The following is a 17,062-nucleotide window of genomic DNA, read 5'->3' as shown; positions in this document are numbered from 1 at the left end:
CGCCGGTCAGATACGCGAGCCGTCGTCCCAGGGCTCGCGGGGCTCGCGCGACATCGTGGCGACGAGGTAGCCGAACCCGCCGACGAACCACGTCAGCAGTGCGTAGTCGAGCAGCGTCGGCAGGTCGAGCGTCGCGATGAGGCACACGAGCAGCACGATCGGTACGCCGAAGACACCCGCCCAGGCGATGGCCCGCGGGGGCGCCGGCCGGGGGAGCGGGGGCGGCGGCGGAGGCACGAAGCGCTCCTCGTCCACGGGTCGTACGACGGCGACCTCGGGCTCCGGCACCACGGCCGTGACCGGCTGGGGCTCGGACACCGGAGCGTCGTCGACCTCGAAGCGCTCACCGTAGTTGTCCACGATCTCGCGCCAGGCCGCGTCCTCGCGGGTCCGCCGCTCGTCGTCTCCGCGTGGGCTCACACACCTACCGTAGCCCGCCTGCGGTGGTTTGGAGAGGGTCGTTGGTCCGTGCTTCCTCAGCCGGCGTCGGCTGAGGTGACCCTGCGGACGAACTCGGCGGACTCGTCGAAGATCGCCTGCGCGTCGTTGTCGAGCGTGGCCACGTGGTAGCTCTCGGACAGCATCCGCTCGGTGAAGTCCCGCGACGAGACGTTGCTCCGGATGATCTCCAGCGAGGTCGGGTCGACGACGTGGTCGACGGTCGACTTGAAGAACAGCAGCGGAGCGGTGATCCGAGCCAGGTCCGCGCGCAGCGGCTTCCAGCCCTCGCGCATCATCGAGTCGGCCGCCTTGAGGGGCGTGCGCGAGTAGCCCAGCTCCTCGACACCCGGCTTCTTGATGTCGTTGGCGATGCCGGGGAACGACGGCACCAACCACTTGAGGACCGGCAGGGCCCGGACGTCGAGCCGCGCGGTGTTGACGGCCGGGTTGACCAGCACGATCCCGGCCACGGCGTCGGGGTGGTCGGCCGCGAGGCGCAGCACCAGCGAGCCGCCCATCGAGAGGCCGCCGACGACGACCGCGTCGTTCTCGTCGCGGAGCTTCTCGAAGGCCCGCGACGTCTCGGCGTACCAGTCCTTCCACCCGAGCGAGTTGAGCTCCTCCCACTGCGTGCCGTGACCCGGCAGCAGCGGCACCTCGACGGCGTACCCCTTCTCGGCGAGCGCGCGACCCCACGGCTTCATCGAGTAGGGCGAGCCGGTGAAGCCGTGCTGGAGCAGCACGCCGATGCGCCGACCGTCGGTGAGCTCGGGCTTGGCGACCGCGGTGAACGGCCGCGGGACCTCGGGGTCGGTGGGCTCGACGGGCGCGGCCGGGCCGCCTCGCTTCAGGGGATTGATCACGGGGGAAGTGTGCACCACGTGGGGGACACCGGGGAGGGGCTTTCGGGGCTAGGCTCACCCCGTGCTGTATTGGTTCCTCAAGTCGGTGGCGCTCGGCCCGCTGCTCCGTGTGATCTTCCGCCCGAAGGCGTTCGGCGTCGACAACGTCCCCGAGGAGGGCGCCGCGATCCTGGCGAGCAACCACCTCTCGTACGCCGACTGGCTGTTCATGCCGCTCACCCTCAACCGCCGCGTCACCTTCGTGGCCAAGGCGGAGTACTTCACCTCGCCCGGCATCAAGGGCTGGTTCCAGAAGAAGTTCTTCTCCGGTGCCGGCCAGGTGCCGATCGACCGCTCGGGCGCCAACGCGGCCGAGGGCGCGATGAAGTCCGCCAAGAAGATCCTCGACCAGGGCGACCTGTTCGGCATCTACCCCGAGGGCACCCGATCGCACGACGGCAAGCTCTACCGCGGCAAGACCGGCGTCGCCCGGCTCGCGCTCGAGACCGGCGCCCCGGTCGTCCCGTGCGCGGTGGTCGGCACCGACGTGGTCGCGCCGACCGGCAAGATCTTCGGCTCGTGGACGCGCCCGATCGTGCGCTTCGGCCCGCCGCTCGACTTCTCGCGCTACGACGGCATGGAGAACGACCGCTACATCCTGCGGTCCATCACCGACGAGATCATGTACGAGATCATGCGGCTCTCCGAGCAGGAGTACGTCGACATGTACGCCGCCAAGGCCAAGGAGCTCTCCAAGGAGCAGGCCAAGGCGTCGAAGGACCAGGCCCCGCACGACGAGGCACCCCAGAAGCAGGCGTCCTGACCGGCGCCGCCCCGCCCGTCGACGAGCGGGCCGCGGTCGCGGTCGAGGACCGCCTCCACCGGGCGCTCGCGCTCGTCCGGGTCGTGGTGACCGTCAACATGGTCGCCCTCAACCTGTGGCGCCGCGACAACTACGACAACCCGGCCCTGGGCGCCGCCGTCGTCACCGTGGCCGTCGTCTGGACCGGCGTCGCACTGTGGGCGTACTCGTCCGCACGACGTCGTACGCCGCTCCTGCTCGGCGCGGACCTCGCGATCGCCGTCGGCGCGATCCTCCTGACCCCGCTCGCCAAGGGGGCCGACTTCAACGCCACCATCCCCGGCTTCTGGGTGATGGGCGCCCTCCTCGCCTGGGCGGTCCACTGGCACTGGAAGGGCGGCCTGGCCGCTGCCGTGGCCCTCTCCGCGGCCGACATCGTGATCCGCGTGTCCGTCGACCAGCCGATCGACCAGGCCAACTACGGCAACGTCTTCCTGCTCATGATCGGCGGCCCGATCGTCGGCTACATGTGCGCCTCGCTCCAGCGGATGGCGGTCGAGCGCGACGCTGCCCAGCGGGCCGCGGCGGCCGCCGAGGAGCGCACCCGGCTGGCCCGGGCGGTCCACGACGGCGTGCTCCAGGTGCTGTCCCTCGTGCAGCGCCGGGCGGGTGAGGCGGGGGGCGACCTGGCCGGGCTCGGTCAGCTCGCCGGCGAGCAGGAGCGCAACCTGCGGTCGCTCATCCGCCAGCAGGACACGGTCACCGCCCCGACCGGCTCGACCGTCGACCTGGCCGGGGCCCTCGAGCGCCTCGGCTCCGCGCACGCGGGCCGGGTCGACGTCGCCACCCCGGGCACCCCCGTGCCCGTGCCCACCCACGTGGCGCAGGAGCTGGTGGCCGCGGTGTCCGCCTGCCTCGACAACGTCCGCGCCCACGTCGGCGACACCGCCCCGGCCTGGGTCCTGCTCGACGCGGTCCCCGGCGAGGTCACCGTCTCCGTCCGCGACGACGGGCCGGGCATCCCCGACGGTCGCCTCGAGGCCGCTGCCGCGTCCGGCCGTCTCGGGGTCGGTCAGTCGATCCGTGGTCGCCTCGCCGACCTCGGTGGCACCGCCCGGCTGGACACCGGCACCTGGGGGACCGAGTGGGAGCTGACTGTGCCGATCGAGGGGGACACATGACCGACCGCACAGTGATCTGGGACAGCCACTGCTCCTTCTGTCGACGCTGGGCCACCGTGCTGACGTGGATCGATGTCACCGGCTCTCACGTCTTCGTCGGCTCCGCCGAGCTCGACGCCCTCAACGACCCTCGCGTCACCGCTGAGGACGCCTACCGCGCGCTCCAGCTGCTCACCCCGAGGGGCCGCTTCGAGGGCTACGACGCGATCAGGCGTCTCTTGGCCCGTTCACCCATCACGTTCTGGACGGCGCCGCTGCTGTGGCTTCCTCCGGTCCGGACCGTCGGCGACCGCGTCTACCGTCGGATCGCGTCCTCGCGCACCTGCGCGATCGGCGGGCCGCAGCCGCCGCTCGACCACCGCTGGAGGCGCAGTCGATGACCATCCACTCCGAGCACCCCTTCGCCGATCCCGAGGGCGCGCGCGACGCCGCCCGTCGGCTGCGCGGCAGGCTCTCGGCCCGCGTGGGCCTCTGGACGACCGGCGCCGACCGCGAGCGCGTCGGGCTGACCGTCTCGTCGATGCTGGTCGTCGGCGGCGAGCCACCCCTGGTGGTCGGTCTCCTCGACCCCGACTCGTCACTCGGCGAGAGCCTCGACGTCGGCGACCGGGTCGTCGTACACCTGCTGGAGTGGGAGCACCGCGACCTCGCGGAGCAGTTCGCCGGCCTGATGCCGGCACCGGGCGGGCCGTTCGCCGGCACCACCTGGGAGCAGACGCCGGCCGGGCCGCGGCTCGCCTCGGCGTCGACCTGGGCGACCTGCACCGTCACCGACACCCGGCTCCTCGGCTGGTCGCTCGAGGTGGTCTGCTCGCTCGACGAGGCGGAGCTCGGCCCGGACGAGGAGCCCCTGCTGCACCGCCGCGGTCGCTACGTCCGACCCGACACGCGAGCCTGAGCGCTCACCGCAGGGACACCTGCGCGAGCACCCGGTCGTCCACCCGGGCGCCGGCCCGCTCGACGGTCCAGCCGCCGTCGGGGCCGAGGGCACCGCACGGCTCGGGAGCACCCTCCGCGACGGCCGGCGCGCAGGCCAGGGACAGCACCTCGGGGGCGAGGATGGCCCGGACCACGCGCTGCGGTGGCGGCTCGTGCGTCACGTCGAGCGCCGTCACGAGGGCGAGGGCCCGGCCGGGCGCCGACGCGCCGCTCCGCTCGACCGCGCCCTTCAACCGGTAGCGGACCTGGACCGAGCGGGCACCCAGCAGCGGATAGCTCGCGGGGACCGTGGTGATCCGGGCGGTGCCCGACACCCGGCGGCCGTCGGCCAGCACCCGCACGTTGCGGGCCTCGACGCCCGCGGCCCCGGTGACGGCGGGCAGCGAGAGGCCGATGTCGAGGAGTGTGGCGCTGCTCTCGATCCAGTGGGTCACCCGCAGGTCGCCGGACGGGAGCACCACCGTGCGCACGTACGACTCGTCGGGCGCCAACGGCTGGGGAGGGGGAGCACCGCGTCCCTCGCTGCTGAGCGTCGCCGCCGACGATCCCTCGCCGTCCATGCGACTGGCCACCAGGGCGATGGTCATCGCCGGCAGGACGAGGAAGACGAGGCCCAGCAGGAGCAGGCGGGAGGCGCGGCTGGGGTCGGGGCGTTTCATGGCCGCGACCCCTGGGACGGAGGGCCGACCGGCACGGCGGTGACGACCGCGAGGTTCTGGTAGCCACCCTTGCTCGCGACGTACGGCGGGGCGCAGGTCACCAGGGTCAGCCGGCGCGGACCGCTCGGGGCGAAGAGGCCCGTGCGCTCGGTGAGGGGACCCTGTGGCACCAGGCGCAGGGAGCGGACCTCGAAGTCCTGGACCAGCCCCGGCGACCGGAGGCGCACGCGCTCGCCCCCCTCGAGGCGCAGCAGTGCGGCGAAGGGACCGAGGCCCTGGGTGCGGGAGTCGACGTGGGCGGCGACCAGCGTCGAGCCGAACGGGTCCCCGATCCGGGCCCCGCCGTCCCACCACCCGGCCAAACCGGTGTCGGCCGGGACGTCGAGCAGGCCGTCGGCCGTCGTGGACGCCGTCCGGACGGGTACGACGACGTCACCGGGCAGCACCACGGCGACCGGTCGTTGGGGTCGGACCACCGACGTGGCGCGTTGCGCGGGGGTGACGGGCACGGCCGACGACGACGCAGAGGACGACGCGGAGGGCGACGCCGGGCCGCGCGTTGCCTCCCGGGCGTCGCGTGCGTCGGTGGCGGTCTGGCCGCTGCAGGCGGCCAGGAGCGGGACGAGCAGGACGAGCGCCGGGACGACCCCGCGGAGCGGGGTGGCACCGCCGCCCGACGCGCTCATCCGCCCAGCAGGAAGGGAGTGACGGCGATGCCGCGCGCCAGCCCCGCCGACCCGGTGTCGATGGTGGTGGGTCGCACCGCCCCGTCCGCGGTCAGGGTGGAGGTGTGGGCGATGACGTTCATCGAGCCGTCCCGCGGGTTGCCGTAGGCGTAGATCATCGACAGGGTGCGTGCCTCGAGCGCCACGTCGAGCGGGCCCAGGATCGGGTCGGCGGTGCTGCCCGACGGGAGCAGCGCCACCTCGTGGGTGCCCGCCGGCACCTCCGCCTCGGCGAACTCGCCGTTGGCGATGTTGGTGAAGACGGTCTCGCCGTTGACCCGCACGTCGGCCGGCGCCACGGTGGCGGTGTGGGCCAGCACGACCCGGGCCTTGTCGGGACCGATCGCGCCGGTCGGGGCGTCGTAGGAGTGGACCACGGGATCTCCACCGACCTCGGCGGGGAGGTGCAGCACCACGTCCGTGCTCGCCCCGGTGGCGACGTCGAGCGAGGAGGCGACGTCGACGCCGGGGCCGGTGAAGGTCACCTCGTGACCGCCGGGGGACAGCTCGAAGGGGCCCAGGATGTCGCCGACCTCGGCCCCGGTCGCGACCGACCGGCCGTCGACGGAGACGTCGACCGTGGCACCCGGCACGGCCTGGATGACGGTGACGTTGGCCTGCGCCTTGACGGGGCCGGCCGCCTGGCCGGGCGTCCCGGTGGTCAGGAGGGGCAGCAGGAGGGCCGACGACGCAGCCATGACCATTGACAGTGCTCGACGCATCCGACACTTCCCCCGGGCAGATGACGGCCCGCATCCCGAGCCACGGCCCCCACGACACCATCGGGCCCGAGGACGGACAACCCCACGATTGGGGTAAAGCCTGCAGTCCACCCGCTGTAGGTTCGCGGGCATGACGAGCGGCCAGGACCAGGGGACGACCGGCGGACCGACCAGGGTGATGGTGGTCGACGACCACCCGATGTGGCGCGACGCGGTGGAGCGGGACCTGGCCGCCGCCGGCTTCGAGGTGGTCGCGGTCGCCGCGGACGGCCACCAGGCGCTGGCGCGCTTCCCCGCCTCCCGACCCGACGTGGTGGTGCTCGACCTCCAGATCCCCGGCCCCAACGGGGTCGAGGTGACCGCCCAGGTGCTCCAGCACGACCCGTCCGCGCGGGTCCTCATCCTCTCCGCGTCCGGCGAGCAGTCCGACGTGCTCGAGGCGGTCAAGGCGGGCGCCACCGGCTACCTCGTCAAGAGCGCGTCGCGCGAGGAGCTGCTCGACGCCGTACGCCGCGTCGCCGCCGGCGACACCGTCTTCACGCCCGGCCTTGCCGGCCTGGTGCTGGGGGAGTTCCGCCGGATGGCCGATGGCCCGGCCGACGACCCGCGCGACGAGCTCACCGACCGCGAGACCGAGATCCTCAAGATGGTCGCCAAGGGCATGTCCTACAAGCAGATCGCCGAGCGCCTCGTGATCTCCCACCGCACCGTGCAGAACCACGTGCAGAACACGCTGCGCAAGCTCCAGATGAACAACCGCGTCCAGCTCACTCGCTGGGCGATCGAGCACGGCCTGGACGATGACTGACGCGTCCTGGCGCACGGCCGGCCCCGGCGACGTGGCCGCGCTGCGCGACCTCGAGCGGGCCGCCAACCTCGTCGGCCTCGCGCACGTGTTCCCGGCCGACCGGTTCCCCTTCCCCGACGACGACGTGCTCGCGCGCTGGGCGCTCGTCCTCGAGGACCCCGAGGTGGTGGTCGAGGTCGTCGACGGTGACGGCGGCCTGCTGGCCTTCGCGGCGTACGACGACGACAACCTGCGCCACCTCGCGGTCCACCCGGACGCCTGGGGGACCGGTCTCGCCCGCGCCGGCGTCGCCCGGGCCGTCGCCCACGGTGCGCGGCGGTTGTGGGTGCTCGACGCCAACCACCGGGCGCGCCGTCTCTACGAGCGGCTCGGCTGGAGTGCGACCGGGGTGGAGCAGGAGTGCCCGTGGGTGCCGCACCCGACCGAGCTCGAGTACGCGTTCGTAGGATCGCCGGCGTGACCGACCCGCTCCTCGAGCTCGCCGACGGGCTCTACGCGCTGCCGCTGGCCGACTTCACCCCGGCGCGCGACGCCCTGGTCAAGGAGCACAAGGCCGACAAGGACCTGGCCGCGCGGCTCAAGGCGCTGAAGAAGCCGTCGCTCGCCGCCTGGGTCGTCAACCTGCTCGTACGCCGCGACGCGGCGCAAGTGGAGCAGGTGCTGGAGGTGGGTGCGGCGCTGCGTGAGGCCCAGACCAACCTCGACGGCGAGGAGCTGCGGGCCCTGACCCGGCAGCGCCGCCAGCTCACCGCTGCGGTGACCACGCGCGCCCGCGGCCTCGCCCGCGAGGAGGGCGTCAAGGTCACCCCCGCCGTGGCCGACCAGGTCGAGGCGACCCTGACGGCCGCGATGGTCGACGAGGGGGCGGCCCGGGCGGTGCGCAGCGGACTGCTCGTCGCGGCGCTCGCGGCGACCGGGGTGGGCGAGGTCGACGTGGCCCCGGCCCTGGCCGCACCGGAGGCCCTCGGCTTCACGGCGGCCGAGCGTGAGCCGGAGCCGGTGGGCCGGCCCGAGCTGCACGTCGTACCGGACCCGGAGGCCGACGCCAAGGCGCGGCACGCGGCGCAGGAGCGGCTCGAGGCCGCCACCTCCGAGCACGAGGCGGCGAGCGTGGCCGCCGCGGCCGCGGCCACGGACGTCGAGCAGCTCCAGGCGAGATCCCTCCAGCTCCAGGCCGAGGTGGACGAGCTACGGGGCAAGATCGCCCAGCTCGAGGCCGACCTCGAGGAGAACGACGACGAGCTCTCCGACGCCGAGGACGTGCGTGCCGAGGCGGACGAGAGCGCGGCCGAGACCGCGCGGGCGGTCGCCGCCGCGGAGGCGGAGCTGGCCCGGCTCAGTCGGTAGCCCAGCCCTTGGAGCGCTCGACGGCGTCGCGCCAGCGGGCGTGAGCCGCGTCGGCCTTGGCACGCTCTGCGACCGGCTCGAAGCGGCGCTCCAGCGCCCACGTCTCGTGCAGGTCGTCGGTGGACTCCCATACACCGGTGCCGAGCCCGGCGAGGAAGGCCGCTCCCAGCGCCGTGGTCTCGACGATCTCCGGACGCTCGACGGGCAGGCCCACCTGGTCGGCCTGCAGCTGGCAGAGCATGTCGTTGGCGGCGGCACCACCGTCCACCCGCAGGCAGGCGATGTCCGGCATGGTCTCCAGGACGTCGCGCACCTCGAAGGCGATCGCCTCGAGCGTCGCGCGCACGATGTGCGCGCGGGTGGTGCCGCGGGTGATGCCGATGACGAGGCCCCGGGCGTGCGGGTCCCAGTGCGGGGCGCCGAGGCCGGTGAGCGCCGGCACGAAGACGACGCCGTCGGTGTCGTCGACGGTCGACGCCACGGCCTCCGTCTCCGCCGCGGACCCCACGATCTGCAGTCCGTCGCGCAGCCACTGCACGGCCGCGCCGGTCACGAAGATCGACCCCTCCAGCGCATAGGTCAGCTCACCCGCCGGGGAGCGCCAGGCCGCTGTCGACAGCAGGCCGGCATCGGAGCGCTCCAGGGTGGTCCCGGTGTTGGCCAGGATGAAGGACCCGGTGCCGTAGGTGCACTTGGAGTCGCCGACCTCGAAGCACGTCTGACCGAAGAGGGCCGACTGCTGGTCGCCGGCGATGCCCGCGATCGGCAGCTCGAGGCCGAGGAAGGACTTCGGGTCCGACGGTGCGACCTCGCCCCAGTTGGGCACCAGGTCGGGCAGTGCGTCACGAGGCACGCCGAAGAGGCTGCACAGCTCGTCGGACCAGTCGCCGGAGCCGAGGTCGAAGAGCAGGGTCCGGCTCGCGTTGGACACGTCGGTGACGTGCCAGGTGCCCCGGGTCATCCGCGCGATCAGGTAGGAGTCGACGGTCCCGACCGCGTAGCGGCCAGACTGGACGAGGGCCCAGGTGTGCGGCTCGTGCTCGGCCAGCCACATCAGCTTGGTGCCGGAGAAGTAGGGGTCGAGCCGGAGCCCGGTCAGCTCGGCGACCCGGTCCTCGTGGCCGTCGGCGCGCAGCCGCTCACAGATCTCGGCCGTCCGCCGGTCCTGCCACACGATCGCCCGACGCGGCGACCCGAGGGTCTCGCGGTCCCACAACACCACGGTCTCGCGCTGGTTGGTGATGCCGATCGCGGTGAGCTCGGACGCGTCGACCGTGCGCAGCACCTCCCGGGTGGCCTCGAGGGTGGCCTGCCAGATCTCCTCCGGCGCGTGCTCCACCCACCCCGGCTTGGGGAAGTGCTGGGCGAACTCCTGGCTGGCGGTGGCGACGATCCGGCCGGCAGGACTGACGACGACGGCGGTGACCCCCGTCGTACCGGCATCGATGGCGAGGACGCTCACTTCGCACCTCGCAGGATCGCGAGCACCCGCTCGTCGATCCACGAGCCGTCCTCGGCCACCCGCATCTCGTAGTTCTCGCTGCCGACCCACGAGCGCAGGTCGGGGTGGCCCTGGGCCTGCACGAGCCGGGATATCTCCGCGTCCAGCTCGGGGGTGACGGCCACCTTCTCGTCCTCGGTGGAGGCGGTCAGGTAGAGGTCGTTGAGGTCGAGAAGCCGCGCGAGCTCGCCGACGGGTGCTGCGTGGTCGTCGACCCGCAGGTCGACCGCGACGTCGTCGCCCGCGCCGTACCCCGCGTCCTCGCGCACGACGAGCAGCGCGGCGGACTGGCGTCCTCGCTTGTCCCCGCCGGCCTCGTCGCCGGCGCGCAGTGCCTCGAGGAGCCGGCGCTCGATCGGCCGGCCCGCCGAGCCCTGCCACGACAGCTCCATCGCCTCGACGACCTCGGGACCGACGAGGATGTTGCCCTGGATCGCGTAGCCGGGTCCGGTCACCCCGCCCGCCCAGTCGAAGCACTCCGACCCGGTGTGGGTGGCGGCGTTGCCCTCCGAGTCGACGATGCCGGCCTGGCGGTGGTCGCGCTTGTCGTCCTCCTCGACGAGGCGGGTCATCGCGACCTCCGCGGTGGCGCCGTCGTCGAGGTGGGCCAGGGCCAGGAACTTCCACGCGACGTTGGCCTCGGCCTGGGTGGCGACGGCCCCCACCCGGGCCACAGCTGCGGGGACGGCCGACCCGACCGCGAGGAACTTGGAGGCGACGGCCACGCCCCACGACTCGCCGTCGTCGGAGCGAGCCACGATGGAGAAGGTCATGGCACCGACCCTAGTGGGCCGGAAGGCGACACAATGGCGCCCATGACCACTCACGCGCCGATCGAGACATGGCTGACCGACATGGACGGCGTGCTCGTGCACGAGGAGCACGCCATCCCCGGGGCGGCGGAGTTCGTCGAGGCGCTCAAGGCCTCGGGTCGCCACTTCCTGGTGCTCACCAACAACTCGATCTTCACGCCGCGCGACCTGCGGGCGCGCCTGTTCGCGAGCGGCATCGACGTGCCGGAGGACGCCATCTGGACCTCGGCCCTGGCCACGGCGCAGTTCCTCGCCGACCAGCGTCCGGACGGCACGGCGTACGTCGTGGGGGAGGCGGGCCTGACCACCGCGCTGCACGACATCGGCTACGTGATGACCGACCGCGATCCCGAGTACGTCGTGCTGGGGGAGACCCGGACCTACTCCTTCGAGGCGATCACCCGGGCCATCCGGCTGATCGAGGCGGGGGCGCGCTTCATCGCCACCAACCCCGACGTCAGCGGTCCCAGCCAGCAGGGCACGCTGCCGGCCACCGGCTCGGTGGCGGCGCTGATCACCGCGGCGACCGGCCGGGCGCCGTACTACGTCGGCAAGCCCAACCCGCTGATGATGCGCAGCGCGCTCAACCGCATCGACGCCCACTCCGAGACGACGGTGATGGTCGGCGACCGGATGGACACCGACATCGTGTCCGGCCTCGAGGCCGGGCTGCGCACGATCCTGGTGACCACGGGGTCCACGCGTCTCGAGGACGTCGAGACGTTCCCCTACCGGCCCAGCCGGGTGGTCGACTCGGTGGCCGACCTCGTGGAGATGGTCGCCGAGCTCGCTCCCGCCGGGGTCGACGTGCCGACCGAGTACGTCTGACGCTCGGTGTCCCGGTCGGGTCGTGACCCCTTCACACGAGAGAGTCGCGTCGCTAGGGTTTGATCGATCAAAATTTCAACGATGAGGGAGTAGAGATGCGCGTCGGAGTGCTCACCGGAGGTGGGGACTGCCCCGGCCTCAACGCCGTCATCCGGGCGGTCGTCCGCAAGGGCGTGAAGGGCCACGGGTTCGAGTTCGTGGGCTACCGCGACGGCTGGAAGGGCCCCCTCGAGGGACTCACGATGGAGCTCGGCGTGCAGCAGTGCCGCGGCATCCTGCCGCGCGGCGGCACCATCCTGGGCTCCAGCCGCACCAACCCCTTCAAGGTCGAGGGCGGCGTCGAGCGGATCAAGGCCAACCTCGACCGCGACGGCGTCGACGCGCTGGTCGCCATCGGTGGCGAGGACACCCTGGGCGTGGCCACCAAGCTGGCCGACCTCGGCGTCGACGTCGTGGGCGTGCCCAAGACGATCGACAACGACCTGTCCGGCACCGACTTCACGTTCGGCTTCGACACCGCGGTCAACATCGCGACGGAGGCGATCGACCGGCTGCACACCACCGCCGAGTCGCACCACCGCGTCCTCGTCGTCGAGGTGATGGGCCGGCACGCCGGCTGGATCGCCCTGCACTCCGGCCTCGCCGGTGGCGCCAGCATGGTGCTCATCCCCGAGCAGCCCTTCGACATCGAGGACGTCTGCGCCCGGGTCGAGACCCGCTTCGAGAGCAAGTACGCCCCGATCATCGTCGTGTCCGAGGGTGCGATCCCGCGCGACGGCGGCGACATGACGCTGGTCAGCGGCGAGAAGGACGCCTTCGGGCACGTCCGCCTCGGCGGCATCGGCGACCGGCTCGCCGGCGAGATCGAGCAGCGCACCGGCAAGGAGGCCCGGGCCGTCGTGCTCGGTCACATCCAGCGCGGTGGCACGCCCACGGCGTTCGACCGGTGGCTCGCGACCCGCTTCGGCCTGCAGGCCATCGACGCCGTCGCCGACGGCGACTTCGGCACGATGATGGCGCTGCGCGGGACGAAGATCGAGCGCCTGCCGCTCATCGAGGGCACCGGCGAGCTCAAGCTCGTGAGCGACGAGGAGTACGCCGAGGCGCAGGTCTTCTTCGGCTGACCGACGCCCGCGAGGGTGCTTGCCATCACCCCCTCGCGAGTCCAGAGTGAGGGAAATTCTCACGACTCCGAGGGGGAGTGGCCATGAGCAGCCGCACTGCCGAGCCCGACGTCAACGGGGCAGAGCCCGATCTCAAGCGGGTGATGGGCCCCAAGCTGCTGCTGCTGTTCATCATCGGTGACATCCTCGGCGCCGGCGTCTACGCCGTCACCGGACAGATGGCCGGCATCGTCGGCGGCATCGTCTGGCTCCCGTTCCTCGTCGCGTTCATCGTGGCGACGCTGACCGCGCTGTCCTACCTCGAGCTGGTCACCAAGTACCCGCAGGCCGCGGGCGCCGCGCTCTACACGCACAAGGCGTTCGGCATCCACTTCGTGACGTTCCTCGTGGCGTTCGCGGTGATCTGCTCGGGCATCACGAGCGCGTCCACGTCCGCCAACGTGCTCGCCCAGAACCTCACCGGCGGCCTGGTCGCCAACGGCTGGATGGACGAGCTGCCGAGCACCGGCGTCGTCACCGCGATCGCGATGGCGTTCATGATCCTGCTGGCCCTGATCAACCTGCGCGGCGTGGGCGAGTCGGTGAAGTTCAACGTGGTCCTCACCCTGGTCGAGATGACCGCGCTGTCGATCGTCATCCTCATCGGCTTCTACGCCATGACGCAGGGCGAGGGCGACATCAGCCGGGTCACGACCTTCGAGGGCGCCGACGACAAGGGCCTGTTCCTGGCCGTCACGGCCGCCACCTCGGTCGCCTTCTTCGCCATGGTCGGCTTCGAGGACTCGGTCAACATGGTCGAGGAGGTGCAGGAACCGCAGAAGATCTTCCCGCGCACGATGCTCACCGGCCTCGGCGTGGCCGTCATCATCTACATGCTGGTCGCCGTCGCGGTGGTGACCGTCCTGACCCCGAGCGAGCTGGCCACCATCAACGAGGCAGAGGGTCGTGCACTCCTCGAGGTCGTCTCCAAGGGAGCCCCCGACCTCCCGATGGACCGCATCTTCCCGTTCCTGGCGGTCTTCGCGGTCGCCAACACCGCCCTCATCAACATGCTGATGGCCAGCCGGCTGCTCTACGGCCTGGCCCGGCAGGACGTCCTGCCGCGGTCGCTGGGCAAGGTGTCGCCCAACAGCCGCGCGCCGTACGTCGGCATCGTCTTCTCCACGCTGCTCGCGCTCGGCCTCATCTGGTTCGTCGCCACCCAGTCGGACTCCTCGATCGTCGGAGCCCTGTCCGGCACGACCTCGCTTCTCCTGCTCGCGGTCTTCGCCGTGGTCAACGTGGCCTGCCTGATCCTGCGGCGCGACCCGGCCGAGGGCTTCTTCCGCTCGCCCGGACCGACGCCCGCGATCGCCGGCGCGCTGTGCATCTTCCTGATCGTCCCGCAGATCTCCGACCGGGACATCCTCGAGTACCAGATCGCGCTCGGCCTGGTCGGCATCGGCGTGGTGCTGTGGGCCCTCACCTGGATCACCAACCGCGGTGTCCGCGCGAAGAAGACCGGGTTCCGCGACATCGAGCACATGGAGGACGACGCCCGCTGACGCCGGCGGCCGGTGGGCGGGGGCCCGCCCACCGGTCACGAGTCGGGCTGCGGCGCCCCGCCGCCGTACCCTTGGGGGGTGAGCATCCCCACCCTCGAGCAGTTGCACGCCATCGGCGCTGCCCAGCAGCCGACGTACCCCGACCAGGCGGCCGTGACCAAGGCCGTCGAGCGGCTCCGGACCGTGCCGCCGCTCGTGTTTGCGGGGGAGTGCGACGAGCTCAAGGACAAGATCGCGGCCGTCAGCCGCGGCGAGGCGTTCCTGCTCGCCGGTGGCGACTGCGCGGAGACCTTCGACGGCGTCACTGCCGACAACGTCCGCAACAAGTTGCGGGTCCTGCTCCAGATGGCCGTCGTCCTGACGTACGCCGCGTCGGTCCCGGTCGTGAAGCTCGGCCGTCTCGCCGGCCAGTACGCCAAGCCCCGCTCGAGCGACCTGGAGACCCGCGACGGGGTGACCCTCCCGGCCTACCGCGGCGACGCCGTCAACGGCTTCGACTTCACGCCCGAGTCGCGCATCCCGGACCCTCAGCGGCTCGTGGACGTCTACAACTCGTCCGCTGCCACGCTCAACCTGGTCCGAGCCTTCGTGACCGGCGGCTACGCCGACCTGCGCCAGGTGCACACCTGGAACAACGACTTCGTCCGCGAGTCGCCCTACGCCCAGCGCTACGAGCTGATGGCAGGCGAGATCGAGCGTGCCCTGACCTTCATGAAGGCCATCGGCGCCGACCCGGACGAGTTCCACCGTGTCGACTTCCACTCCAGCCACGAGGCGCTGCTGCTGGAGTACGAGCACGCGATGACGCGCATCGACTCGCGCACCCAGCTGCCCTACAACGTGTCGGGGCACATGGTCTGGATCGGTGAGCGCACCCGGCAGCTCGACGGCGCGCACGTGGAGTACTTCCGCCACATCCGCAACCCGATCGGCTGCAAGCTCGGCCCGACCGCGACCCCCGACGAGGCCCTCGCGCTGGCCGCCCGCCTCAACCCGGAGAACGAGCCCGGCCGGCTCACCTTCATCACCCGCTTCGGCGCCGGCAAGGTCCGCGACGGGCTGCCGCCGCTGGTCGAGAAGGTCACCGCGGAGGGCGTCCAGGTGGCCTGGGTCAGCGACCCGATGCATGGCAACACCTTCGAGGCGTCCACTGGCTACAAGACCCGTCGCTTCGACGACGTGCTCGACGAGATCCAGGGCTTCTTCGACGTGCACCGCGCCCTCGGCACGGTGCCCGGCGGGATGATGGTCGAGATGACCGGCGACGACGTCACCGAGATCGTGGGTGGCGGCGAGGAGATCGACGAGCACGGGCTGGCGCACCGCTACGAGTCCGTGGTCGACCCGCGGCTCAACCGCGTCCAGTCCCTCGAGCTCGCCTTCCTCGTCGCCGAGATGCTGCGAGCGCGCACGACCTGAGGAACGAAGGTCGGGCGCGACCGAGCAAGGTCGAGCAGCCCCGCTGGGGTGAGCCTGCGAGCCCCAGCGACGGGCGTGACGAGGCACAGAGCGCGCACGACCTGACCGACGCGGATCTCGGCGTTCCCGCCCCTCGGACGGGACCCTGACCCACACTGGGCGCCATGGCGCGCGCACGGGGGACCGAGGTGGCCCACGCCCTCCGGGCGCTGGCCGCGCCCGTGTCCGTCCTCGCGCTGGTCGTGCTGGCCCTCAACGACCACGTCCTGAAGCAGGCGTACCCCGGCGTCCTGACCGGCAAGCTGAGCGACGTCGCCGGCCTGGTCGTGGCGCCGCTGCTCCTCGCGGTGCTCCTCGCGGCACTCGGCCTGCGCCACCCGGCGCCGACCGCCATCGCCCTGACCGGCGTCGGCTTCGTCGTCGCGAAGACCTCCGCCGCCGGCGCTGCTGCCACCAGCGCGGTCTGGAGCCTGAGCGGCGTACCCACGCTGATCCGCCCTGACGTGACCGACCTCCTGGCGCTGCCGGCGCTCGGAGTCGCGTGGTGGGTCGACCGACAGGTCCGACGGTCACCGGCGCTGCCGTGGCGCCGCGCAGTGGCGCTCGCGTCCGGGATGGCTGTCCTGCCCGTCGCGGTGCTTGCCACGGCGGCGACCAGCTGCGCCGAGGGCCTGGCCCTCACCTCGGCGTCCCGCGTCGAGGGCGACTTCCCGGGACGCCCCCGCCAGGTCGAGCAGCGGCTGACGCTCGGCGAGCACTCCTCGATCAGCTACACGATCGACGCGACGCGGACGGTCGAGCGCCCCGAGGTCCAGCTGTCGTCCGCGGAGGGGAGCGGGCTCCAGCAGTGCGACCCCACCGATCCGGAGCGTTGCTGGCGGATCCACGACGACGGCGTCGCGGTCGAGCACAGCCGTGACGGCGGACGCACGTGGGAGTCGGAGCTCGACCTGACGCAGGACCAGGTGGAGGCCCTGGTCGAGGAGGTCGGCGACGACTGTGGCGACGAGGCGGACGTCGCGGCGTTCGACCTCGCGCTGCTGCCGACCGACGGTGAGCCCGTCGTGGTCGTCCCCATCGGGCAGGCCGGTGTCTTCCTCCGGGGGGAGGACGCGGGGTGGGTGCGCTACTCGATCCCGGAGCTGTACGACCTCGTGGCCACGAGCACCACCGAGCCCCCGCTGCCCGACGTGACGCCGCTCGACCAGCCGCAGGAGGAGGGGGCACCGGGGGAGCCCGACCCGACCGACGACCCGACGCCGACGTGCGCCCGGCCGACCCCGACGACGGTGACGCCGCACCCGAGCAACGGTCCGCCGACGACGTACCTCGTGTGTCCCTGACCTCGGGTCGTGATGGGATCGGGCC

The 17,062-nt window shown here is 72.4% G+C and carries 19 protein-coding genes; 12 read left to right on the top strand and 7 right to left on the bottom strand.

Translation table 11 applies throughout. From position 1 onward, the window contains the following. Positions 1-6: 6 nt before the first annotated feature. Both DAE25_RS21285 and DAE25_RS21280 read right to left on the bottom strand, forming a co-directional pair. Complete coding sequence (locus DAE25_RS21285) at positions 7-420, bottom strand: hypothetical protein (RefSeq protein ID WP_107768113.1); 414 nt, start codon at positions 418-420, stop codon at positions 7-9. A 56-nt stretch (positions 421-476) separates the two neighbouring features. Continuing rightward, complete coding sequence (locus DAE25_RS21280) at positions 477-1,304, bottom strand: alpha/beta hydrolase (protein ID WP_234411188.1); 828 nt, start codon at positions 1,302-1,304, stop codon at positions 477-479. Between the two features lie 61 nt (positions 1,305-1,365). Between DAE25_RS21280 and DAE25_RS21275 the strand changes: the two genes are divergently transcribed. Genes DAE25_RS21275 through DAE25_RS21260 form a run of 4 tightly spaced genes read left to right on the top strand, consistent with a single transcriptional unit; the run spans position 1,366 to position 4,164 of the window. Further along, a complete protein-coding gene (locus DAE25_RS21275) occupies positions 1,366-2,106 on the top strand; it encodes a lysophospholipid acyltransferase family protein (RefSeq protein ID WP_107768112.1) in 741 nt (246 codons plus the stop codon). Then, a complete protein-coding gene (gene macS, locus DAE25_RS21270; RefSeq protein WP_199907716.1) occupies positions 2,103-3,266 on the top strand; it encodes a MacS family sensor histidine kinase in 1,164 nt (387 codons plus the stop codon). The genes DAE25_RS21275 and macS overlap by 4 nt, the downstream gene beginning before the upstream one ends. Beyond that, positions 3,263-3,646, top strand: a complete 384-nt coding sequence (locus tag DAE25_RS21265) for a thiol-disulfide oxidoreductase DCC family protein (protein ID WP_107768110.1) — start codon at positions 3,263-3,265, stop codon at positions 3,644-3,646. The genes macS and DAE25_RS21265 overlap by 4 nt, the downstream gene beginning before the upstream one ends. Next, positions 3,643-4,164 (top strand): flavin reductase family protein, encoded by a 522-nt coding sequence (locus DAE25_RS21260; RefSeq protein WP_107768109.1) that lies wholly within the window; start codon positions 3,643-3,645, stop codon positions 4,162-4,164. Before DAE25_RS21265 ends, DAE25_RS21260 begins: the two co-directional genes overlap by 4 nt. Positions 4,165-4,168: 4 nt before the next feature. On the opposite strand, the gene DAE25_RS21255 is transcribed toward DAE25_RS21260, so the two are convergent. The 3 genes from DAE25_RS21255 to DAE25_RS21245 are packed head-to-tail and all read right to left on the bottom strand — an operon-like array spanning position 4,169 to position 6,287. Further along, positions 4,169-4,864: a hypothetical protein gene (locus tag DAE25_RS21255; RefSeq protein WP_107768108.1), complete on the bottom strand. Its 696-nt coding sequence runs from the start codon at positions 4,862-4,864 to the stop codon at positions 4,169-4,171. Beyond that, positions 4,861-5,550 carry a class F sortase gene (locus DAE25_RS21250; RefSeq protein WP_107768107.1) on the bottom strand — a complete coding sequence of 230 codons (690 nt, stop codon included), beginning with the start codon at positions 5,548-5,550 and terminating at the stop codon, positions 4,861-4,863. Before DAE25_RS21250 ends, DAE25_RS21255 begins: the two co-directional genes overlap by 4 nt. Then, a complete protein-coding gene (locus tag DAE25_RS21245; protein ID WP_159083881.1) occupies positions 5,547-6,287 on the bottom strand; it encodes a DUF4397 domain-containing protein in 741 nt (246 codons plus the stop codon). The genes DAE25_RS21250 and DAE25_RS21245 overlap by 4 nt, the downstream gene beginning before the upstream one ends. 154 nt (positions 6,288-6,441) lie before the next feature. Between DAE25_RS21245 and DAE25_RS21240 the strand changes: the two genes are divergently transcribed. The 3 genes from DAE25_RS21240 to DAE25_RS21230 are packed head-to-tail and all read left to right on the top strand — an operon-like array spanning position 6,442 to position 8,466. Beyond that, on the top strand, positions 6,442-7,119 hold the full coding sequence (locus DAE25_RS21240; protein ID WP_107768105.1) for a response regulator: 678 nt from the start codon (positions 6,442-6,444) through the stop codon (positions 7,117-7,119). Continuing rightward, positions 7,112-7,579: a GNAT family N-acetyltransferase gene (locus DAE25_RS21235; protein WP_107768104.1), complete on the top strand. Its 468-nt coding sequence runs from the start codon at positions 7,112-7,114 to the stop codon at positions 7,577-7,579. The genes DAE25_RS21240 and DAE25_RS21235 overlap by 8 nt, the downstream gene beginning before the upstream one ends. Next, positions 7,576-8,466 carry a hypothetical protein gene (locus DAE25_RS21230; protein ID WP_107768103.1) on the top strand — a complete coding sequence of 297 codons (891 nt, stop codon included), beginning with the start codon at positions 7,576-7,578 and terminating at the stop codon, positions 8,464-8,466. The genes DAE25_RS21235 and DAE25_RS21230 overlap by 4 nt, the downstream gene beginning before the upstream one ends. Here the strand turns inward: DAE25_RS21230 and glpK are convergent. Together glpK and DAE25_RS21220 are read right to left on the bottom strand one after the other, a co-directional pair. Next, entirely contained in the window at positions 8,456-9,928 is a 1,473-nt protein-coding gene (gene glpK / locus DAE25_RS21225) for a glycerol kinase GlpK (protein WP_107768102.1), read from the bottom strand. The genes DAE25_RS21230 and glpK overlap by 11 nt on opposite strands. Next, complete coding sequence (locus DAE25_RS21220) at positions 9,925-10,740, bottom strand: DUF1028 domain-containing protein (protein ID WP_107768101.1); 816 nt, start codon at positions 10,738-10,740, stop codon at positions 9,925-9,927. Before DAE25_RS21220 ends, glpK begins: the two co-directional genes overlap by 4 nt. Before the next feature lie 33 nt (positions 10,741-10,773). Here DAE25_RS21220 and DAE25_RS21215 point away from each other — a divergent pair, with 33 nt between their 5' ends. From DAE25_RS21215 to DAE25_RS23640, 5 genes are all read left to right on the top strand, one after another. Beyond that, entirely contained in the window at positions 10,774-11,607 is an 834-nt protein-coding gene (locus tag DAE25_RS21215) for an HAD-IIA family hydrolase (RefSeq protein ID WP_456093770.1), read from the top strand. Positions 11,608-11,702: 95 nt separating this feature from the next. Next, entirely contained in the window at positions 11,703-12,731 is a 1,029-nt protein-coding gene (locus tag DAE25_RS21210; RefSeq protein ID WP_107768099.1) for a 6-phosphofructokinase, read from the top strand. Positions 12,732-12,814: 83 nt separating this feature from the next. Further along, on the top strand, positions 12,815-14,275 hold the full coding sequence (locus DAE25_RS21205; protein ID WP_107768098.1) for an APC family permease: 1,461 nt from the start codon (positions 12,815-12,817) through the stop codon (positions 14,273-14,275). A 78-nt stretch (positions 14,276-14,353) separates the two neighbouring features. Next, the gene (locus DAE25_RS21200) at positions 14,354-15,694 is read left to right on the top strand and encodes a class II 3-deoxy-7-phosphoheptulonate synthase (RefSeq protein WP_107768097.1); all 1,341 of its coding nucleotides are present in this window, start codon (positions 14,354-14,356) and stop codon (positions 15,692-15,694) included. 164 nt (positions 15,695-15,858) lie between these two features. Further along, entirely contained in the window at positions 15,859-17,037 is a 1,179-nt protein-coding gene (locus tag DAE25_RS23640; protein WP_199907711.1) for a hypothetical protein, read from the top strand. The last annotated feature ends 25 nt before the right edge of the window (positions 17,038-17,062 follow it).

Origin of the sequence: Nocardioides terrigena, from assembly GCF_003047265.1 — a bacterium.
Classification (GTDB): Bacteria; Actinomycetota; Actinomycetes; order Propionibacteriales; family Nocardioidaceae; genus Nocardioides; species Nocardioides terrigena.
Note: the sequence above shows the minus strand (reverse complement) of the source record. Positions and strands in the feature narration are given on the sequence as shown.